The 16,575-nt window shown below is 65.4% G+C and carries 12 protein-coding genes and 1 riboswitch; of the genes, 6 read left to right on the forward strand and 6 right to left on the reverse strand.

The annotated features are described in order from the left end of the window. The first annotated feature begins 167 nt into the window (after positions 1 to 167). The 5 genes from IB273_RS23780 (at position 168) to IB273_RS23800 (ending at position 7,086) form a co-directional block, all read left to right on the forward strand. A complete protein-coding gene (locus IB273_RS23780) occupies positions 168 to 1,736 on the forward strand; it encodes a glucan biosynthesis protein G (protein WP_081515382.1) in 1,569 nt (522 codons plus the stop codon). Then, a complete protein-coding gene (mdoH, locus tag IB273_RS23785; protein ID WP_192225170.1) occupies positions 1,729 to 4,302 on the forward strand; it encodes a glucans biosynthesis glucosyltransferase MdoH in 2,574 nt (857 codons plus the stop codon). The genes IB273_RS23780 and mdoH overlap by 8 nt, the downstream gene beginning before the upstream one ends. Positions 4,303 to 4,525: 223 nt before the next feature. Next, the gene (locus IB273_RS23790; protein ID WP_081515384.1) at positions 4,526 to 5,323 is read left to right on the forward strand and encodes a transporter substrate-binding domain-containing protein; all 798 of its coding nucleotides are present in this window, start codon (positions 4,526 to 4,528) and stop codon (positions 5,321 to 5,323) included. A 73-nt stretch (positions 5,324 to 5,396) separates the two neighbouring features. Beyond that, positions 5,397 to 6,359: an amino acid ABC transporter permease gene (locus IB273_RS23795; protein ID WP_081515385.1), complete on the forward strand. Its 963-nt coding sequence runs from the start codon at positions 5,397 to 5,399 to the stop codon at positions 6,357 to 6,359. Then, positions 6,352 to 7,086: an amino acid ABC transporter ATP-binding protein gene (locus tag IB273_RS23800; protein ID WP_081515386.1), complete on the forward strand. Its 735-nt coding sequence runs from the start codon at positions 6,352 to 6,354 to the stop codon at positions 7,084 to 7,086. Before IB273_RS23795 ends, IB273_RS23800 begins: the two co-directional genes overlap by 8 nt. Positions 7,087 to 7,352: 266 nt before the next feature. Here IB273_RS23800 and IB273_RS23805 read toward each other — a convergent pair whose 3' ends face one another. From IB273_RS23805 to IB273_RS23830, 6 genes are all read right to left on the reverse strand, one after another. Then, a complete protein-coding gene (locus IB273_RS23805; RefSeq protein WP_192225171.1) occupies positions 7,353 to 9,443 on the reverse strand; it encodes a DEAD/DEAH box helicase in 2,091 nt (696 codons plus the stop codon). Positions 9,444 to 9,597: 154 nt separating this feature from the next. Beyond that, positions 9,598 to 10,446, reverse strand: a complete 849-nt coding sequence (gene metF / locus IB273_RS23810; RefSeq protein ID WP_081515389.1) for a methylenetetrahydrofolate reductase [NAD(P)H] — start codon at positions 10,444 to 10,446, stop codon at positions 9,598 to 9,600. Positions 10,447 to 10,500: 54 nt separating this feature from the next. After that, complete coding sequence (locus IB273_RS23815; RefSeq protein ID WP_192225172.1) at positions 10,501 to 11,031, reverse strand: HD domain-containing protein; 531 nt, start codon at positions 11,029 to 11,031, stop codon at positions 10,501 to 10,503. Between the two features lie 53 nt (positions 11,032 to 11,084). Beyond that, positions 11,085 to 12,494, reverse strand: coding sequence for an adenosylhomocysteinase (gene ahcY, locus IB273_RS23820; RefSeq protein WP_081515391.1), 1,410 nt, complete (start codon positions 12,492 to 12,494; stop codon positions 11,085 to 11,087). A 22-nt stretch (positions 12,495 to 12,516) separates the two neighbouring features. Next, a riboswitch (S-adenosyl-L-homocysteine riboswitch) is annotated at positions 12,517 to 12,629 on the reverse strand. Between the two features lie 215 nt (positions 12,630 to 12,844). Further along, positions 12,845 to 14,068, reverse strand: coding sequence for a CaiB/BaiF CoA transferase family protein (locus IB273_RS23825; RefSeq protein ID WP_151188564.1), 1,224 nt, complete (start codon positions 14,066 to 14,068; stop codon positions 12,845 to 12,847). A gap of 124 nt (positions 14,069 to 14,192) precedes the next feature. Further along, the gene (locus tag IB273_RS23830) at positions 14,193 to 15,374 is read right to left on the reverse strand and encodes an acyl-CoA dehydrogenase (protein WP_038803335.1); all 1,182 of its coding nucleotides are present in this window, start codon (positions 15,372 to 15,374) and stop codon (positions 14,193 to 14,195) included. A 229-nt stretch (positions 15,375 to 15,603) separates the two neighbouring features. On the opposite strand from IB273_RS23830, the gene gcvA reads away from it, so the two are divergent. Beyond that, on the forward strand, positions 15,604 to 16,512 hold the full coding sequence (gene gcvA / locus IB273_RS23835) for a transcriptional regulator GcvA (RefSeq protein ID WP_081515393.1): 909 nt from the start codon (positions 15,604 to 15,606) through the stop codon (positions 16,510 to 16,512). Positions 16,513 to 16,575: the final 63 nt, after the last annotated feature.

Genomic DNA, 16,575 nt, shown 5'->3' on the forward strand with positions numbered 1-16,575 from the left:
TGGTTAGGGCTTATGCACTTAGAACAATGCGCCTCCGGGAGCCTGAAGTACCCGTGGAAAAAATCGGGGAATCATTCAGGCTCACCGGGGTCGGAATTCAATCGCCAGCAGATTGGCATCGCCTTTGCTGGCTTTAATCGTTTTGTGTTCACGGACGAGGGGGACTCGTGATTTTCCGTTCCGTTCAACAACCGCTTTCGCGCCAAATCCTTCGCGGACTGGTCGGCTCCGCCCTGTTGGCGTTGAGCGCTACCCATGCCTGGGCCTTCAATCTCGACGACGTTGGCGAAAAGGCCAAGGCGCTGGCTGCAGAGAAGTACAGCGCACCGACGAGCAACCTGCCATCGGAATTCAGCGAAATGAAGTTCGCCGATTACCAGCAGATTCGCTTCCGTAACGAGAAGGCCTACTGGGCCGACGAGAAGACCCCCTTCAAGATCAGCTTCTATCACCAGGGCATGCACTTCGACACCCCGGTGAAGATCAACGAAGTCACGGCGACCGACGTCAAGGAGATCAAATACGATCCCTCCCGTTTCGACTTCGGTTCCCTGAAGTTCGACGCCAATGCCACCAAGGACCTGGGCTACGCCGGCTTCCGCCTGCTGTACCCGATCAACTCGCCGGACAAGCAGGACGAGATCGCCACCTTCCTGGGGGCGAGCTACTTCCGCATCATCGGCAAGGACCAGTGGTGGGGCCTGTCCGCCCGTGGCCTGGCGCTGGACACCGCGCTGCCGTCGGGTGAGGAATTCCCGCGCTTCCGCGAGTTCTGGATCGAAAAACCCAAGCCCAAGGACAAGCACCTGGTGATCTTCGCGCTGCTGGATTCGCCCCGTGCGACTGGCGCGTACCGCTTCACCATCCGTCCGGGCAACGACACCGTGGTCGATGTGAAGGCCCGCGTGTTCCTGCGCGACAAGGTGACCAAGCTGGGCCTGGCGCCGCTGACCAGCATGTTCCTGTTCGGCTCCAACCAGCCGTCGCCGGAGCACAACTTCCGTCCGGAGCTGCATGACTCCACCGGCCTGCAGATCCATGCTGGCAACGACGAGTGGATCTGGCGCCCGCTGAACAACCCGAAACACCTGTCCGTCAGTGCCTACAGCGTCGAGAATCCGAAAGGCTTCGGTCTGCTGCAGCGTGGCCGCGAGTTCTCCCGCTACGAAGACCTCGACGACCGCTACGACCTGCGCCCGTCGGCCTGGGTCGAGCCGCAGGGCGACTGGGGCAAGGGCACCATCGAGCTGGTGGAGATCCCGACCCCGGACGAGACCAACGACAACATCGTTGCCTTCTGGAACCCCGAGAAGCGCCCGGAAGCCGGCGAGCCGCTGGACTTCGCCTACCGCATGCGCTGGACCAAGGACGAGCAGGCCCTGCACGATCCGAAGAACGCCTGGGTCATGCAGACCCTGCGCTCGGTCGGTGACGTGAAGCAGAAGAACCTGATCCGCCAGCCGGATGGCAGTGTCGCCCTGGTCGTCGATTTCGTCGGCCCGACCCTGAAGGCGCTGGCTGGCGATGCCCCGGTGAGCACCCAGGTGAGCACCGACGACAACGCAGAAGTGAAGGAAAACAGCCTGCGCTACAACGCAGTGACCCAGGGCTGGCGTCTGACCCTGCGGATCAAGGTCAAGGATCCGAAGAAGCCGACGGAAATGCGCGCTGCCCTGGTAAACGGTGGCCAGACCATTTCCGAAACCTGGAGCTACCAGCTGCCTGCCGATGAATAACTCCACCGCTACCACCGCGCCGGTGGCCGATTATCTCGCGCACCTGCCGCTGTCGGCGCAGGAGCGTGAGCGGCTGGCCAAGGCCGGTTCCATCAGCGAGCTGCACGAGCAGCTCGCTGGCGACGTCGAGGGTGATGACGCTGCGCTGGCTTCGGTCGGCGCACGTCTGCGCCACGGCTACGGCCAGGACCTCGACGATGCCCAGATGCTGGGCATGGACGACAACGGTCGTACCTACCTCAAGGCCGCGCCGCCGATCCAGCGCACCAAGGTGATCCCCGAGCCCTGGCGCACCAACCCGATCATGCGCGGCTGGCGTCGCCTGACCGGTCGCAGCAACCCCTCCAAGCCCTCCCGCGACCTGCCCAAGGCGCGCTGGCAGCGGGTCGGCTCGCTGCGCCGGTTCATCCTGGTCCTGCTCATGCTCGGCCAGACCAGCGTCGCCACCTACTACATGAAAGGCATCCTGCCCTACCAGGGCTGGGCCTTCGTCGATCTCGAAGAAATCAACCGCCAGACTTTCCTGCAGACCCTGGAGCAGGTGCTGCCGTACGTCATCCAGTTCGGCGTGCTGGCGCTCTTCGCCATCCTCTTCTGCTGGGTCTCGGCAGGTTTCTGGACTGCCCTGATGGGCTTCTGGGAACTGCTCACCGGCCGCGACCGCTACCGCATTTCCGGCAGCAGCGCGGGCAGCGAGCCGATCGCCGCCGACGCACGCACCGCCATCGTCATGCCGATCTGCAACGAGGACGTCCCGCGCGTCTTCGCCGGCCTGCGGGCGACCTACGAGTCGGTCGCGGCCAGCGGCGAGCTGGATCGCTTCGACTTCTTCGTGCTCAGCGACACCAACCAGCCCGACATCGCCATGGCCGAAGAAAAGGCCTGGATCGAGCTGTGCAAGGAAGCCCTGGGCTTCGGTCGCATCTTCTACCGTCGCCGCCGGCGCCGGGTGAAGCGCAAGAGCGGCAACATCGACGACTTCTGCCGTCGCTGGGGTGGCCAGTACAAGTACATGGTCGTCATGGACGCGGACAGCGTGATGAGCGGCGATTGCCTGACCAAGCTGGTGCGCCTGATGGAGGCCAACCCCGAGGCTGGCATCATCCAGACCGCGCCCAAGGCGTCGGGCATGGACACCCTCTACGCGCGCATGCAGCAGTTCGCCACCCGCGTCTACGGTCCGCTGTTCACCGCCGGCCTGCACTTCTGGCAGCTGGGCGAATCCCACTACTGGGGCCACAACGCGATCATCCGGGTGAAACCCTTCATCGAGCACTGCGCCCTGGCGCCGCTGCCGGGCAAGGGCTCCTTCGCCGGTGCGATCCTCTCCCACGACTTCGTCGAAGCCGCGCTGATGCGCCGTGCCGGCTGGGGCGTGTGGATCGCCTACGACCTGGAAGGCAGCTACGAGGAATTGCCGCCCAACTTGCTGGACGAGCTCAAGCGCGACCGCCGCTGGTGCCACGGCAACCTGATGAACTTCCGCCTGTTCCTGGTCAAGGGCATGCACCCGGTGCACCGCGCGGTGTTCCTCACCGGCGTGATGTCCTACCTGTCGGCGCCGCTGTGGTTCTTCTTCCTGGTGCTGTCCACCGCGCTGCTGGCGGTGCACCAGCTGATGGAGCCGCAGTACTTCCTGGAGCCGCGCCAGCTGTTCCCGATCTGGCCGCAGTGGCACCCGGAGAAGGCCATCGCCCTGTTCTCCACCACCCTGACCCTGCTGTTCCTGCCCAAGCTGCTCAGCGTCATGCTGATCTGGGCCAAGGGCGCCAAGGGCTTCGGCGGTGTGGTCAAGGTGACCCTGAGCATGCTGCTGGAGATGTTCTTCTCCGTGCTGCTCGCCCCGGTGCGCATGCTCTTCCATACCCGCTTCGTGCTGGCCGCGTTCCTCGGCTGGGAAGCCCAGTGGAAGTCGCCGCAGCGTGACGACGACGATACCCCGTGGAGCGAGGCGATCCGTCGCCACGGCCTGCAGACCCTGCTGGGCCTGTGCTGGGCGCTGCTGGTGGCGTGGCTGAACCCGCGCTTCCTGTGGTGGCTGTCGCCCATCGTCGGCGCCCTGATGCTGTCGATCCCGGTCTCGGTGATCAGCAGCCGGGTCAAGCTGGGCCTGGCCTCGCGCGACGAGAAACTGTTCCTCATCCCCGAGGAGTACGACACCCCGCGCGAGCTGCGTGCCACCGACGAGTACACCTACCAGAACCGCTGGCAGGCGCTGAAGGACGGCTTCGTCCGTTCCGCCGTCGACCCGGTGCTGAACGCCCTGGCGTGCGCCATGGGCACCGCCCGCCACGGTCAGTCCGCCGCCATCGAGGCGACCCGTACCGCGCTGGTCGAGAAGGCACTGGAAGCCGGCCCCGAGCAGCTCGACGGCAACCGCCGCCTGGCGCTGCTGAGTGACCCGGTGGCGCTGTCGCGCCTGCACCTGGCGCTCTGGCAGGGTGACAAGGAACAGTGGATCGGCCCCTGGCGGCAATCGCTGCAGGCCGACGCTCATGCTCCGGCCGTGCCCCTGGCGCCGGTCGCGGAGCAGGGCGCCATGGCACTGCCCGCCGCGCAATCCTGACCCAGCGCCTCCCTCGTCCCGTCCGGGGCGAGGGAGGCGTGGCGGTTTAGCCTGTTTTCCCCGCGCACCGCTGCTGGTACCCTTCGCCAGCTATCCAGAAAAGATTGAGATATCCGCCGCATGGGGTACGCTTCGCACCCTTCTGTGCCCGGCATGCCTGGGCGCGCGCGATTCGATCGCTGGAAAAAACAAGAAGTTCTTTCACTTGCTTGGGAGTATGGGGATGAAAAAGTACCTGGCATCGCTGGTGATGGGCGTCTGCGCCCTGGTCAGCGTGAGCGCGGCTCAGGCCGGCGCCATCGATGAAGCGGCCAAGCGCGGCACCCTGCGCGTAGGCATGGACCCGACCTACATGCCGTTCGAGATGACCAACAAGCGCGGTCAGATCGTCGGTTTCGAAGTGGACCTGCTCAAGGCCATGGCCAAATCCATGAACGTCAAGCTGGAGCTGGTCTCCACCGCCTATGACGGCATCATCCCGGCCCTGCTCACCGACAAGTTCGACATGATCGGTTCGGGCATGACCCTGACCCAGGAACGCAACCTGCGCCTGAACTTCTCCGATCCCTTCATCGTGGTCGGCCAGACCCTGCTGATCCGCAAGGAACTGCAAGGCGAGATCAAGTCCTACAAGGACCTGAACGACGCGAAATACCGCATCACCTCCAAGATCGGCACCACCGGCGAATTCGTTGCCAAGAAGCAGCTGTCCAAGGCCCAGTACCACGGTTTCGACAACGAGCCCGAAGCGGTCATGGATGTGGTCAACGGCAAGGCTGACGCCTTCATCTACGACTCGCCCTACAACGTCGTCGGCGTGAGCAAGTTCGGCGCCGGCAAGCTGGTGCACCTGGACCAGCCGTTCACCTACGAGCCGCTGGCCTTTGGTCTGAAGAAGGGCGACTACGACTCGATCAACTTCATCAACAACTTCCTCAAGCAGATTCGCGAAGACGGCACCTACGATCGCCTGCATGACAAGTGGTTCAAGAACACCGACTGGCTCAAGGACATGGAATAATCCACGTCTGACGCTGGTTGACCCGACGCGCAGGCCCTGAGCCTGCGCGTTCGCATTTTCACGGTAGAGATTCGTGGCTAGAACGAAACGCGCAACCTGGCCCTGGCACGGGCTGACCGGACTGATCCTGCTGTTGATCGGTCTGGCCCTCTGGTACTCCACTTCGCTGATCTCCTACGAGTGGCGCTGGAACCGCGTCCCGCAGTACTTCGCCTACCAGGCCGAAGAACCGCTGCGCGCGGAGAGCATCTCGCGGGTCGAGAAGATCGAGGATCAGGGCGGTAACGCCCGTGTCACCCTGGTGGACGAAGACGGCAAGCAGCAGGTGCTGAGCGTGGCTGCCGACACCCTGCAGTTCTCCGAGAACGACGACGTCGCCGAGGGCGATGTGGTCGGCTCGACCCGTCACTGGGCTGCCGGCCCGCTGGCCTGGGGCCTGTGGACCACGGTGTGGATCTCCTTCGTTTCCGGCGCGTTCGGCCTGTTCATCGGCCTGTTCACCGGTCTCTGTCGCCTGTCGAAGAACCCGACCCTGCACGACCTCTCGACCCTCTACGTCGAACTGGTGCGCGGTACGCCGTTGCTGGTGCAGATCTTCATCTTCTACTTCTTCATCGGCACCGTGCTGAACCTGTCCCGCGAGTTCGCCGGTGTGGCGGCGCTGGCGCTGTTCACCGGCGCCTACGTGGCCGAGATCGTCCGTGCCGGCGTGCAGTCCATCGCCCGTGGCCAGGATGAGGCCGCGCGCTCCCTGGGGCTGAACGCCGCGCAGTCGATGCGCCACGTGATCCTGCCGCAGGCATTCAAGCGCGTGCTGCCGCCGCTGGCCGGGCAGTTCATCAGCCTGGTGAAGGACACTTCCCTGGTCTCGGTGATCGCCATCACCGAGCTGACCAAGAGCGGCCGCGAGGCGATCACCACCTCGTTCTCCACCTTCGAGATCTGGTTCTGCGTCGCCGCGCTCTACCTCGTGATCAACCTGCCGCTGTCGCATCTGGCGGGGCGTCTGGAGCGGAGGCTCGGCCAAAGTGATTGAAGTCCGTAATCTGACCAAGGTCTACGACACCCGCGGGCTGGTCGTGCGCGCGGTGGACGATGTCAGCACCGGCGTCGCCCGCGGCGAAGTGGTGGTGGTGATCGGGCCGTCCGGCTCGGGCAAGTCCACCTTCCTGCGCTGCCTGAACGGCCTGGAAGAGTTCGACTCCGGCTCGGTGAGCATCGACGGCGTCGACCTCGCCAACCCGAAGACCGACATCAACGCCTACCGCCGTGAAGTCGGCATGGTGTTCCAGCACTTCAACCTGTTCCCGCACATGACCGTGCTGGAGAACCTGTGCCTGGCGCAGAAGGTCGTGCGCAAGCGCGGCAAGGCCGAGCGCGAAGCCAAGGCCCGTGCGCTGCTGGAAAAGGTCGGCATCGGCCAGAAGGCCAACGAGTACCCGTCGCGCCTCTCCGGCGGCCAGCAGCAGCGCGTGGCGATTGCCCGTGCGCTGTGCATGGAACCGAAGGTGATGCTGTTCGACGAACCCACCTCGGCGCTCGACCCGGAGATGGTCGGCGAGGTGCTGGACGTGATGAAGACCCTGGCCGTGGAAGGCATGACCATGGTCTGCGTGACCCACGAGATGGGCTTCGCCCGCGAAGTAGCGGACCGCGTGCTGTTCTTTGATCACGGCAAGCTGCTGGAGGACGCCGCTCCGGCGGAGTTCTTCGCCCAGCCCAAGGATGCGCGTGCGCAGAGCTTCCTGCGGCAGGTGCTGTGAGTTTCATGCACTGCTGAAAAAGCCGCCTTCGGGCGGCTTTTTTGTGCCTGCCCGGACGGGAAGTCTGTTCTCTGTGATCAGCCGCTGGCACCCGTAGGGCGAATAACCCGGAACGGGTTATCCGCCAGGGCGGCGGATAACGCCGTCGGCGTTATGCGCCCTACGCGGGCAAATGAGGTGCGGGGCTTTTGTAGGATCACAGGGTGTGTCGGCGACAAATCGCGGGCAAAAAGAAACCGCCCCGGAGGGCGGTTTCTTCTACAGCATCACTCGCGGTTGCGGGTCAGCAGCGCGGGACGCTCGGTCTTGCGGCGCGGTTCCAGTTCTTCCAACTGCTCCGGCGTCGGGAAGCGGTCGGTACGGACCAGGTCGCGCTTGTTGATCACTACCGGCTGGCGGGTCGGCTTGGCGGCGCCGTACTCGCTCGGCTCGCGCAGCGGGGCGTCGTTCATGCGCGAAGCCGGAGCCTTGCCACCGCGCTTGCGCTGGCCTTGCCCCTGCCCCTGCTTGCCCTGGCCGTTGCCGCCCTGGCCTTGTCCACGACCGCCGGCGCCAGGCTTCTTGGCAGCACGGCCCTGGCCTTGCCCCTGACCTTGGCTGCGGCCTTGACCGCTGCCGCCCTGGCCGCCGCCCTGACCACCCTGGCCGCGGGCGCGTTGCTGGCCCTGACCCTGGTTCTGGCCCTGACCTGCGCCTTGTCCCTGGCCCTGACCGCCACGGCGGCGCTGGCCGCGTTGCTGGTCCTTGTCCGGGAACGGGCTGACGTAGTCGGCGCGGTTGCCGAAGTTGTCGAAGTCGTCGTCGAGGAATTCTTCCGGATCGCGATTGCCATCGACAGCTTTCGGCGCGCGAGCCGGCTTGGCCTGCTGCTGACGGCCCTGGCCCTGCTGCTCTTGCTGCTGGCGGGGCTGGCGCGGTTCGCGCGGCTCACGAGCCTGAGCGTTGGCGTTCGGCTGAGCATCGCCGCCCTGGCCGTCGCCCTTCTTCTTGCCGCGTCCGCCACGACGGCGGCGCTTGCCGGCCGGCTTGTCGCCGTCGGCGGCTTCGCCTTCAGCGCTGGGAGCGGCGTTCTGCTGCTCTTCGGCCTGCGGCTGTTGCGGCTTGTCCTTGTTGCGGTCCTTGCGCTCGCCGCGCTTGGCCTTGTCCTTGCGCGGCTGACGCTGCGGGGCTTCCTTCGGCTCGGGCTGCTGGACTTCCGGCAGCACGGCGTCGGGGTCGAAGCCGAGCATGTCGCCATCGGGGATGCGCTGCTTGGTCAGGCGCTCGATGGCCTTGAGCAGCTTGTCCTCGTCCGGCGCCACCAGCGAGATGGCTTCACCGGTACGACCGGCGCGGCCGGTACGGCCGATGCGGTGGACGTAGTCTTCCTCGACGTTGGGCAGCTCGTAGTTGACCACGTGGGGCAACTGGTCGATGTCCAGGCCGCGGGCGGCGATGTCGGTGGCGACCAGGATGCGCACGTCGTTGGCCTTGAAGTCGGCCAGGGCCTTGGTGCGCGCGTTCTGGCTCTTGTTGCCGTGGATCGCGGCGGCCGGCAGGCCGTGCTTGGTCAGGTACTCGGCCAGGCGGTTGGCGCCGTGCTTGGTGCGGGTGAACACCAGCACCTGCTCCCAGGCGCCCATGGTCACCAGGTGCGCCAGCAGCGCGCGCTTCTGTACCGACGGAATGCGGAACACACGCTGCTCGATACGCTCGACGGTGGTGTTCGGCGGGGTGACCTCGATGCGCTCCGGGTTGTGCAGGAGCTTGTTGGTGAGGTCGATGATGTCTTTGGAGAAGGTCGCGGAGAACAGCAGGTTCTGGCGCTTGGCCGGAAGCTTGGCGAGGACCTTCTTCACGTCGTGGATGAAGCCCATGTCGAGCATGCGGTCGGCTTCGTCGAGGACGAGGATTTCCACGCGGGACAGATCGACGCTGCCCTGGCCGATCAGGTCGAGCAGGCGGCCGGGGCAGGCGACCAGGACGTCGACGCCCTTGGACATCGCCTGGACCTGCGGATTCATGCCGACGCCGCCGAAGATGCAGGCGCTTTTCAGGGGCAGGTCACGGGCGTAGACCTTGAAGCTGTCGTGCACCTGGGCAGCCAGCTCGCGGGTCGGGGTCAGTACCAGGACGCGGGCCTGGCGCGGGCCGTGGCGGTGTTCGCGGTCCGGGTGGCCTTCGGGGAACAGGCGTTCGAGCACCGGGAGGGCGAAGCCGCCGGTCTTGCCGGTGCCGGTCTGGGCGGCAACCATGAGGTCGCGGCCTTGCAGTACTGCGGGGATGGCGCGTTCCTGGACGGGAGTGGGGCGCGCGTAGCCGGCGGCTTCAACGGCGCCAGCCAGGGCCTCGGAGAGACCGAGGGAAGTAAAGGACATGCGGGGTTCCTGTAGGCCGGCGACCTGCCGGCTCGAGGGCGCGTGATTTCAGGCTCGGGGCGAGCGCTCAGCCGACGGCTGGAAGCACCCCGTCCACGATACGCCGGCGTTGCGCTGGCCGGGATCGCGGACGGTAAGCCCGGAGCAATGATCCTCAGCGGGGGAGCTTGAGGTTGTTCCAGAGCGCCAGGCTGGGTTCAGCCTGGTTCAGGGTGTAGAAATGCAGACCGGGTGCGCCGCCCTCAAGGAGGCGTTCGCACATGTCGGTGATGACCTGCTCACCAAAGGCCTGGATGCTGGCGATGTCGTCGCCGTAGGCTTCCAGCTGCTTGCGAATCCAACGGGGGATTTCCGCGCCACAGGCGTCGGAGAAGCGGGCCAGTTTGGTGTAGTTGGTGATCGGCATGATACCCGGTACGACCGGAATGCTGACACCGAGTTTCTCCGCACGCTCGACAAAATGGAAGTAGCTGTCGGCGTTGAAGAAGTATTGTGTGATGGCAGAGTCGGCGCCGGCTTTGACCTTGCGCACGAAATTCGCCAAATCATCCTCGAAATTGCGCGCCTGCGGGTGAACTTCCGGATAGGCGGCAACTTCGATGTGGAAGTGATCGCCGGTTTCGGCGCGGATGAATTCCACCAGTTCGTTGGCGTAGCGCAGCTCGCCGCTGGCCATGCCCATGCCCGAGGGCAGGTCGCCGCGCAGGGCGACGATGCGACGGATGCCGGCGTCCTTGTAGTGGGCCAGCAGGGCACGCAGCTCGGGCTTGGTGTCGCCGACGCAGGACAGGTGCGGTGCGGTCGGCACCTTCACTTCGCCATCCAGCTGCAGCACGGTGGTCAGGGTGCGATCGCGGGTGGAGCCGCCGGCACCATAGGTGCAGGAGAAGAAGTCGGGCTTTTTCGCGGCCAGCTGGCTTGCGGTGGCCAGCAGTTTTTCATGGCCGGCTTCGGTCTTGGCGGGGAAGAACTCGAAGCTGAAACGGCGTTCTTTCTGACTCATGGTCGTTCCTTCGGCGCCCCGTCATCGCGTGGCTGCCGGCATGTGCCGTCGACTTCAGAAGTAACGGCGGTAGTTGTCTATCTTCGTGCGCAGTCGCTCGGCGCTGGGCTCGTGCGCATGACCGAGGACGGCCAGGATGCGCTGCGACTGAACATGGTACTCGGCGATCTTGCTCCGCGCCCAGGTCGAGGGTGGCGGCTGCAGGTTGGTGATCCGGTCGCACAGCTTGACGATCGCACACTGCGGCGCGCCGGTCGCCAGCCTTTCGAGGTAGATGTCGAATGGCAGTTTCTCGCCATTCACCACCTTGCTCAGGCGCTGGGCGCCGTCGGCGACGAACTCGCCGAAACGCATCTGCAGTTCCTCGAAGGGCACCGGGGTGTCCTCGAGTACGTCGTGCAGCAGGGCAATCTGGACGGTCTCCGCCAGGCGCTGGATGGGCGCTTCGCGGTCGGCCGCCATCACTTCATTGGCCACCATCGCCAGGTGGACTGCGTAGGGTAGCGGCGAGGCGGTCAGCGTCTGCCCGGCGTGAGCGCCGGCGGCGAAGAGCCAGGCCTGGTTGTAGCTGTCCTGCAGGTCCATGGGGCACCAGATGGCAAAGAGGGCAGACGATTGCTCGTCTGCCCTCGGGCACATCAGTAGCGGTAGGTGTCCGGCTTGAACGGGCCTTCCACGGTCACACCGATGTACTCGGCCTGTTTCGGGGTCAGCTGGGTGACGACGCCACCGAAGCCTTTGACCATTTCCAGGGCCACTTCTTCGTCCAGTTTCTTGGGCAGGACTTCGACGGTCAGACGCTCGGCTTTCTTCTCGGCGGAGAGGTCAGCGTACTTCTGCTCGAACAGGAAGATCTGCGCCAGCACCTGGTTGGCGAAGGAGCCGTCCATGATGCGGCTCGGGTGGCCAGTGGCGTTACCCAGGTTCACCAGACGGCCTTCGGCCAGCAGGATCAGGTAGTCGTCGTTGGCCGGATCGAAGTCGCCAGCGCCGGTGCGGTGGATCTTGTGCACCTGCGGCTTCACCTCTTCCCAGGCCCAGGTCTTGCGCATGAAGGCGGTGTCGATCTCGTTGTCGAAGTGACCGATGTTGCACACCACGGCGCGCTTCTTCAGCGCTTTCAGCATGCCGGCGTCGCAGACGTTGACGTTGCCGGTGGTGGTGACGATCAGGTCGATCTTGCCCAAGAGAGCTGCGTCAACGCTGGCTTCGGTGCCGTCGTTCAGGCCGTTCTTGTATGGGGAAACCAGCTCGAAGCCGTCCATGCAGGCCTGCATGGCGCAGATCGGGTCGATTTCGGAAACCTTCACGATCATGCCTTCCTGGCGCAGGGACTGGGCGGAGCCCTTGCCCACGTCGCCGTAGCCGATCACCAGGGCCTGCTTGCCCGACAGCAGGTGGTCGGTGCCGCGCTTGATGGCGTCGTTCAGGCTGTGACGGCAGCCGTACTTGTTGTCGTTCTTGCTCTTGGTCACAGCGTCGTTGACGTTGATCGCCGGGACTTTCAGGGTGCCGGCCTTGAGCATGTCGAGCAGGCGGTGCACACCGGTGGTGGTCTCTTCGGTAACGCCGTGGATGCGCTCGAGCATCTGCGGGTATTTCTTGTGCAGGATTTCGGTCAGGTCACCGCCGTCGTCCAGCACCATGTTGGCGTCCCACGGCTGGCCATCTTTCAGGATGGTCTGCTCGATGCACCACTCGTACTCCTGCTCGGTCTCGCCTTTCCAGGCGAAGACCGGGATACCGGCGGCGGCGATGGCGGCAGCAGCCTGGTCCTGGGTGGAGAAGATGTTGCAGGACGACCAGCGGACCTCTGCACCCAGGGCAGTGAGGGTCTCGATCAGCACGCCGGTCTGGATGGTCATGTGGATGCAGCCGAGGATCTTCGCGCCTTTGAGCGGCTGGCTGGCGGCGTACTTGCGGCGCAGGCCCATCAGAGCCGGCATTTCGGACTCGGCGATGATCAGCTCGCGGCGGCCCCAGGCGGCCAGGGAAATGTCGGCGACTTTGAAGTCGGTGAAACCGGCAGGCGTCATGACAGCGCTCATGCGTAACTCTCCATTCGTTGTCTGCGAATGGGCGCCGTTGATGCGTTTGGCGATCGGCGGTTGCCGACCGTGACGCGCCCCATCCGAGCCTGACATGTCGAAGCGAATCGACCTGCTGCAGCGCCCCTCGGACAGGTGGCGGGAACAGCCGGACAGCGCCGGCCGTTATTGAAGCTTGCGGATTATAGCCATGGCGCATGACAAGCCAAAGGCTTTTGGTCGCGTTCACGTATTGCATCGCGGCCGGGATCCCCGTCGCGCCCGCGCCAGGGGCCGTGAAAACCCTGGCGCGGGCGTCGTTGCGGGGATCGTTGGGCGCTCGCGGGAGCGGGCGCCGGCTGTCAGTTGGCTCAGATCACGCCGTCGTCGCGCAGCTTGCCGATGGCCGCCTGGTCCAGGCCCAGCACGCCTTCGAGGATTTCCTGGGTGTGCTGGCCGAGGGTCGGCGGGGCGTTGCGGTATTCCACGGGCGTCTCGGACAGGCGGATCGGGCTGGCCACCTGCGGCACGCTGCCAGCCAGCGGATGCGGCAGGTCCACGCGCAGGCCGCGGGCGATCACCTGCGGGTCGGCGAAGACCTGCGCCAGGTCGTTGATCGGACCGCAGGGTACGCTGGCCTGTTCCAGCAGCGTGATCCATTCGGCAGTGGTGCGCATCACGGTGGACTGGCGGATCAGCGGGATCAGCACCTCGCGGTGCGCCACGCGCGCCTGGTTGGTGGCGAAGCGCTCGTCGCTGGCCCATTCCGGATGGCCCGCCAGTTCGGCGAATTTGCGGAACTGCCCGTCATTGCCGACGGTGAGGATGAGGTCGCCATCGGCAGTGGGGAAGTCCTGATACGGCACGATGTTCGGGTGCGCGTTGCCCAGGCGACGCGGCGGGTTGCCGGTGGTCAGGTAGTTCAGGGTCTGGTTGGCCAGGCAGGCGACCTGAACGTCCAGCAGCGCCATGTCGATGTGCTGGCCGATGCCGCTGACATCGCGGTGGGCGAGGGCGGCGAGGATCGCGGTGGACGAGTACAGGCCGGTGAGGATGTCGGTCAGCGCGACGCCGACCTTCACCGGGCCGGCGCCTTCCTCGGCGTCGGAACGGCCGGTCAGGCTCATCAGGCCGCCCAGGCCCTGGATCATGAAGTCGTAGCCGGCGCGCTTGGCGTAGGGGCCGAACTGGCCGAAGCCGGTGATCGAGCAGTAGATCAGCTTCGGATTCAGCGCTTTCAGCGACTCGTAGTCCAGGCCGTAGGCTTTCAGCCCGCCAACCTTGAAGTTCTCCAGCACGATGTCGGCCTTGGCGGCGAGTTCGCGCACCAGGCGCTGGCCTTCGGGCTGGGTGAAGTCGATGGTCAGGGATTTCTTGTTGCGGTTCGCCGACAGGTAATACGCCGCTTCGCTGGTGTCGCGGCCGTCTGCATCCTTCAGGAACGGCGGGCCCCAGGCGCGGGTGTCGTCGCCGCTGCCGGGACGCTCGATCTTGATCACTTCCGCGCCGAGGTCGGCGAGGATCTGCCCGGCCCAGGGGCCGGCGAGAACGCGGGAGAGGTCGAGGACACGGATGTGCGAAAGGGCGCCGGACATGCAATCACCTGCAGCTTGAATAGGGGCGGGGAGGGCGCAGTGCGGGGACTCCACGGTCCTCCCCGGGGCCTCTCGGGCGAGAGGTAAAACGGGCGCCAGCTCCGAAGGAACTGGCGCGAGGCGCTTAGAAGAACGCCTGGATGCCGGTCTGGGCGCGGCCGAGGATCAGCGCGTGGACGTCGTGGGTACCTTCGTAGGTGTTCACCACTTCCAGGTTGACCAGGTGGCGGGCGACGCCGAATTCGTCGGAGATGCCGTTGCCACCGAGCATGTCGCGGGCCAGGCGGGCGATGTCCAGGGCCTTGCCGCAGCTGTTGCGCTTCATGATCGAGGTGATTTCGACGGCGGCGGTGCCTTCGTCCTTCATCCGGCCCAGGCGCAGGCAGCCTTGCAGGGCGAGGGTGATGTCGGTCTGCATGTCGGCCAGTTTCTTCTGGATCAGCTGGTTGGCAGCCAGCGGGCGGCCGAACTGCTTGCGGTCCAGGGTGTACTGGCGAGCGGTGTGCCAGCAGGCTTCGGCGGCACCCAGGGCGCCCCAGGAGATGCCGTAGCGGGCGGAGTTCAGGCAGGTGAACGGACCACGCAGGCCGCGCACGTCCGGGAAGGCGTTCTCTTCCGGGCAGAACACGTTGTTCATCACGATCTCGCCGGTGATCGAGGCGCGCAGGCCGACCTTGCCGTGGATCGCCGGGGCGGACAGGCCTTCCCAGCCTTTTTCCAGGACGAAGCCGCGGATCTGGCCTTCGTCATCCTTGGCCCAGACCACGAAGACGTCGGCGATCGGGCTGTTGGTGATCCACATCTTGGCGCCGGTCAGGCGGTAGCCGCCGTCGACCTTCTTGGCGCGGGTGATCATCGAGCCCGGGTCGGAGCCGTGGTCCGGCTCGGTCAGGCCGAAGCAGCCGATGTACTCGCCGCTGGCCAGTTTCGGCAGGTATTTCTGCTTGGTGGCTTCGTTGCCGAATTCATTGATCGGCACCATCACCAGGGAGGACTGCACGCTCATCATCGAGCGGTAGCCGGAGTCGATGCGCTCGACTTCACGGGCGATCAGGCCGTAGCACACGTAGTTCAGGCCGCTACCGCCGTACTGTTCGGGGATGGTCGCGCCGAGCAGGCCGGTTTCGCCCATCTCGCGGAAGATCGCCGGGTCGGTCTGTTCATGGCGGAAGGCTTCCAGCACGCGCGGGGCCAGCTTGTCCTGGGCGAACTGCTGGGCGCTGTCGCGCACCATGCGCTCTTCTTCGGTGAGTTGCTGATCCAGCAGCAGCGGATCTTCCCAGTTGAAGCTTGCTTTGGTCGCCATGGAGAAACCTCGAACGCAGACAGTGAAAGACCCGCACAAGTCTAGGCGGGCTCGGTGTGGGCCATCCTAGTCAGCCGTCGGGAAGCCGGGCAACCGACTAATTCGCACGCTGTTGTGCTATTTTGTCACTCCGTAATGGCAGGGTTGATGCGATTTTTTTCAGGAATTGCCTCTATATCAGGCGTTCCTGGCGAATTCTGCGCATCACGATATTCCGAAGAGGCATTCGATGCGACGCAAGATCCCGACCACCGCGGCGCTGGTCGCCTTCGAATCCGCCGCCCGCCACGAAAGCTTCACCAAGGCCGCGGACGAACTGTCGCTGACCCAGAGCGCCATCTGCCGGCAGATCGCCACGCTGGAGGAGTTCCTCGGCGTCGAGCTGTTCCGTCGTTCGCGGCGCGGGGTGAAGCTGACCGAGGCGGGGCTCAACTACAGCCGCCGCGTGGCCCAGCGCCTGGACGCCGTGGAGCGCGACACCCTGGCGGTGATGGGCCAGCAGGGTGGCGGTACGCTGGAGCTGGCGGTGGTGCCGACCTTCGCCACCCAGTGGCTGTTGCCGCGGCTGAAGGATTTCAAGCGGCTGCACCCGGAAGTCACGGTCAACCTGACCAACCGCACCCGGCCGTTCCTCTTCGCTGACACCGAATTCGACGCCGCGCTGTATTTCGGCGATGGCGTGTGGTCCGGTACGGTCGCCAACTTCCTCATGCACGAGAACCCGGTGCCGGTGTGCAGCCCCGAGCTGCTGGGTGGGCAACGGGCGTTGTCCGCGGCCCAGATCGCCGAGTTGCCGCTGATGCAACAGACCACCCGGCCCTACGCCTGGCGCCAGTGGTTCGGTTCGCTGGGCATGAGCGTGGCGCACGACATGAGCGGCACCCGCTACGAGCTGTTTTCCATGCTCGCCCAGGCGGCGATGCACGGCATGGGCGTGGCGCTGATCCCGCCGATGCTGATCCAGCAGGAGCTGGCCGACGGCCGGCTGATCGTGCCGATGCAACATGCCTATTTGAGCGAAAATGCCTATTACCTGATGATTCCCGAACGCAAGGTGGAGTCGGCGACCCTGGGCGCGTTCCGCGACTGGCTGGTCGACGAGGCGGCCAGGTACCGAGCCGAAGCCGGCCTTGGCTGAGCCATGACAAGCAGACAGGCGCCGGCCGGGTCCAGACTTGCATAGCCGGCGGGGCTTTCCCCG

This window comes from Pseudomonas sp. PDM19 (assembly GCF_014852215.1).
GTDB lineage: Bacteria > Pseudomonadota > Gammaproteobacteria > Pseudomonadales > Pseudomonadaceae > Pseudomonas.

Coding starts and splice junctions, on each gene's coding strand:
- gcvA (WP_081515393.1), top strand. CDS start 15,604: ATGCGACGCAAGATCCCGACCACCGCGGCGCTGGTCGCCTTCGAATCC.
- IB273_RS23830 (WP_038803335.1), bottom strand. CDS start 15,374: ATGGCGACCAAAGCAAGCTTCAACTGGGAAGATCCGCTGCTGCTGGAT.
- metF (WP_081515389.1), bottom strand. CDS start 10,446: ATGAGTCAGAAAGAACGCCGTTTCAGCTTCGAGTTCTTCCCCGCCAAG.
- IB273_RS23825 (WP_151188564.1), bottom strand. CDS start 14,068: ATGTCCGGCGCCCTTTCGCACATCCGTGTCCTCGACCTCTCCCGCGTT.
- IB273_RS23805 (WP_192225171.1), bottom strand. CDS start 9,443: ATGTCCTTTACTTCCCTCGGTCTCTCCGAGGCCCTGGCTGGCGCCGTT.
- ahcY (WP_081515391.1), bottom strand. CDS start 12,494: ATGAGCGCTGTCATGACGCCTGCCGGTTTCACCGACTTCAAAGTCGCC.
- IB273_RS23815 (WP_192225172.1), bottom strand. CDS start 11,031: ATGGACCTGCAGGACAGCTACAACCAGGCCTGGCTCTTCGCCGCCGGC.
- IB273_RS23790 (WP_081515384.1), top strand. CDS start 4,526: ATGAAAAAGTACCTGGCATCGCTGGTGATGGGCGTCTGCGCCCTGGTC.
- mdoH (WP_192225170.1), top strand. CDS start 1,729: ATGAATAACTCCACCGCTACCACCGCGCCGGTGGCCGATTATCTCGCG.